Origin of the sequence: Streptomyces albidochromogenes (genome assembly GCF_005981925.1) — a bacterium.
Taxonomy (GTDB): domain Bacteria; phylum Actinomycetota; class Actinomycetes; order Streptomycetales; family Streptomycetaceae; genus Streptomyces; species Streptomyces albidochromogenes.
The window spans coordinates 1-3070 of the sequence record NZ_VBVX01000487.1 but is presented as its reverse complement, the minus strand read 5'-3'; the positions used below and the strand labels follow the sequence as shown (position 1 = coordinate 3070).

5 protein-coding genes are annotated in these 3070 nt (G+C 71.2%); 1 reads left to right on the top strand and 4 read right to left on the bottom strand.

The window, feature by feature from the left end:
• The first annotated feature begins 47 nt into the window (after window positions 1–47).
• Window positions 48–1274, top strand: coding sequence for a phosphoserine phosphatase SerB (gene serB, locus E2E34_RS32920; protein ID WP_138905500.1), 1227 nt, complete (start codon window positions 48–50; stop codon window positions 1272–1274).
• A 77-nt stretch (window positions 1275–1351) separates the two neighbouring features.
• On the opposite strand, the gene E2E34_RS32915 is transcribed toward serB, so the two are convergent.
• The 4 genes from E2E34_RS32915 to E2E34_RS32905 all read right to left on the bottom strand — a co-directional run.
• Window positions 1352–1870 carry a SixA phosphatase family protein gene (locus tag E2E34_RS32915; RefSeq protein ID WP_138899313.1) on the bottom strand — a complete coding sequence of 173 codons (519 nt, stop codon included), beginning with the start codon at window positions 1868–1870 and terminating at the stop codon, window positions 1352–1354.
• A gap of 83 nt (window positions 1871–1953) precedes the next feature.
• Window positions 1954–2157 (bottom strand): hypothetical protein, encoded by a 204-nt coding sequence (locus tag E2E34_RS32910; protein ID WP_138905499.1) that lies wholly within the window; start codon window positions 2155–2157, stop codon window positions 1954–1956.
• A 164-nt stretch (window positions 2158–2321) separates the two neighbouring features.
• On the bottom strand, window positions 2322–2438 hold the full coding sequence (locus E2E34_RS37075; RefSeq protein ID WP_268245800.1) for an SGM_5486 family transporter-associated protein: 117 nt from the start codon (window positions 2436–2438) through the stop codon (window positions 2322–2324).
• A 42-nt stretch (window positions 2439–2480) separates the two neighbouring features.
• Window positions 2481–3070, bottom strand: a 590-nt coding sequence (locus E2E34_RS32905) for an MFS transporter (protein ID WP_138905498.1), incomplete at its 5' end; no start/stop codon positions are given.

The following is a 3070-nucleotide window of genomic DNA, read 5'->3' as shown; positions in this document are numbered from 1 at the left end:
GGACAGGAGGTGAGGGCGGGGGAAGGGCCCGATACGGTAGAGGCATCATGAGCGCATCTCAGCCGAGTCTGCCCGGTCAGTCCCCCGACACCGCACCCACCCTTCTCGTCAAGATCTTCGGGAAGGACCGTCCCGGAATCACCGCCGGGCTCTTCGACACGCTTGCCGCCTACTCCGTCGACGTCGTCGACATCGAGCAGGTCGTCACCCGGGGCCGCATCGTCCTGTGCGCCCTGGTCACCGAGCCTACCGTGAGCACCTCCGGCGAGCTGCGGGCCACCGTGCACAGCTGGGCCGACTCCCTGAGCCTCCAGGCCGAGATCATCTCGGGTACGGGCGACAACCGGCCGCGCGGCAGCGGGCGTTCGCACGTCACCGTGCTCGGGCACCCCCTCACCGCCGAGTCGACCGCCGCCATAGCGGCCAAGATCACCGGCACCGGCGGCAACATCGACCGCATCTTCCGCCTCGCCAAGTACCCGGTCACGGCGGTGGAGTTCGCGGTCTCCGGTACGGAGACCGAGGCGCTGCGCACCGCGCTGGCGCTGGAGGCCGCCGAGCTCGGGATCGACGTGGCCGTCGTGTCTGCGGGGCTGCACCGGCGGGCTCAGCGCCTGGTCGTGATGGACGTGGATTCCACGCTCATCCAGGACGAGGTCATCGAGCTGTTCGCCGCGCACGCGGGCTGTGAGGACCAGGTCGCCGAGGTCACCGCCCAGGCGATGCGCGGAGAGCTGGACTTCGAGCAGTCGCTGCACGCGCGCGTCGCCCTGCTCGCCGGGCTCGACGCCGACGTCGTGGACAAGGTGCGCCAGGAGGTGCGGCTCACGCCCGGCGCCCGCACCCTGATCCGTACGCTCAAGCGGCTCGGTTACCAAGTGGGCGTCGTGTCGGGCGGGTTCACCCAGGTCACCGACGACCTCCAGGAGCGCCTGGGGCTGGACTTCGCGTCCGCCAACACACTGGAGATCGTGGACGGCAGGCTCACCGGCCGTGTCGTCGGCGAGATCGTGGACCGCGCGGGCAAGGCGCGGCTGCTGCGCCGTTTCGCCGCCGAGGCGGGCGTACCGCTCGCCCAGACCGTGGCGATCGGTGACGGCGCCAACGACCTCGACATGCTGAACGCGGCGGGGCTGGGTGTCGCCTTCAACGCCAAGCCCGTCGTGCGCAGGGCCGCCGACACCGCTGTGAACGTGCCGTTCCTGGACACCGTGCTGTATCTGCTCGGCATCACCCGGGAAGAGGTCGAGGCCGCCGACGGCCTGGCCGAGTAGCGCCGCGTACGACAGGAGGCCCCGGCGCGCGTTGACGCGCGCCGGGGCCTTCGTTCGTACCGGACAGGGGCGCGGGCTCAGTCGTGCGGGGCCCAGTAGTCCAGCAGCTTGCCCACGCCGTGCTCCACGGACTTCCACGAGCCGGTGAAGCCGACCACCGCGAACGACGCGGTCGGGAAGCCGCTCTTGGTCATGCGGGCCATCGCGTCGCGCTCGCCGCTGCCGGCGAGCGCGTCGGCGGCGGCGTGCATGCTGGGGTTGTGCCCGATGACGAGGAGGTCGTTCACCTCGTCCGGGGTCTCGTTCAGGAGCGCGAGGAGGTCGCCGAGGGTGGCCTCGTACAGCCGCTCCTCGTAGACGGTCCTGGGACGCCTCGGCAGTTCCTGTACGGCCAGCTTCCAGGTCTCGCGCGTCCTGGTCGCGGTCGAGCACAGAGCCAGGTCGAAGGTGATGCCCGTGTCGGCCAGTTTGTGGCCGGCGACCGGGGCGTCCATGCGGCCGCGGTCGGCGAGCGGCCGATCGTGGTCGGACACCTGCGGCCAGTCGGCCTTCGCATGCCGGAGTAGGACGATCCTGCGGGGTGTATCGACGCTCATGCATCCCAGCTTCGCACGAATCGCGCCACGGGGCGCAGGGTGTTGAACGGCTGCCCCGCCGCGGGTGAACGGGGCCCGGGCGACTAGTGGGACAGGGTCTGCTGGATGCGCTCCACGAGGTGGGTGACCGACGGATCGCCGGTCGCCGCGCGCGCCTCGCCCGGCCCCGCGATCATGAGCAGCAGGACGGCGAAGGCGAGGGCGGGGAGCACCACGGCCCACCACGGGAGCCGGGTGTCCAGGCCGGAGGCCGGGGGGTTGGTCCGGGTGTGTGCGCGGGCCGCCATGACCGCCTCCGTCGTCGCTGTTCGGCTGTTGTGTCGAACCTACGGAGTGCGCGCGCGGGAACCCATCCGGTGACCCACCCAGATCACCCTGACCCTGGCCCCCTAAGGGGTGGTGGGGACAGCCCCACCACCGGTACGGGTGCGAAGGCGTCAGCGGCCGGGGCTCACGGGGAGGCGAGGGTGGCGATGATCGCGATGAGGACCGTGATGCCGAGCATCGCGCCGAGCACGAGCAGCAGCTTCTTCTGGCCGTTCTGGGGGTTCGGGTCGAGTACAGGCATACGGTCAGTCTCGCACCCTTTGTACGCCCGCCCCCGGCCGGGTCAGGCGAGTTGGTCCTCGATCGTACGGTTGCGTCCCGCCAGCACGCCGACCACGATCTGCGGCAGCATCAGGCCCGCCATCAGGCCGATCGGCAGGCCCCAGCTGCCGCTGTGCTGGTAGAGCACCCCCACCAGGAGCGGGCCGGGGATGGAGATCAGGTACCCGGTGCTCTGGGCGAAGGCGGAGAGGCGTACGACGCCGGCGCCGCTCTTCGCGCGCATCCCGATCATGGTCAGGGCGAGCGGGAAGGCGCAGTTCGAGACGCCGAGCAGCAGGGCCCACGCCCAGGCGCCGGAGGCGGGGGCGAGGTAGAGGCCGGCGTACCCCAGAAGGCCGGACAGGCCGAGGGCGACGACGATCGGGCCCTGGTTGCGCATGCGGGAGGCCAGCCGTGGAATGACGAACGCGAGCGGGATGCCCATCGCCATGGTCACGGCGAGCAGCACACCGGCAGTGCCGGCGGAGACCCCGGCGTCGCGGAAGATCTGCGGCATCCACCCCATGGTGATGTACGCCGCAGTGGCCTGGAGGCCGAAGAAGCAGGCCAGCGCCCACGCCGTGCGGCTGCGGGTGATGCTCAGGGTGGGGG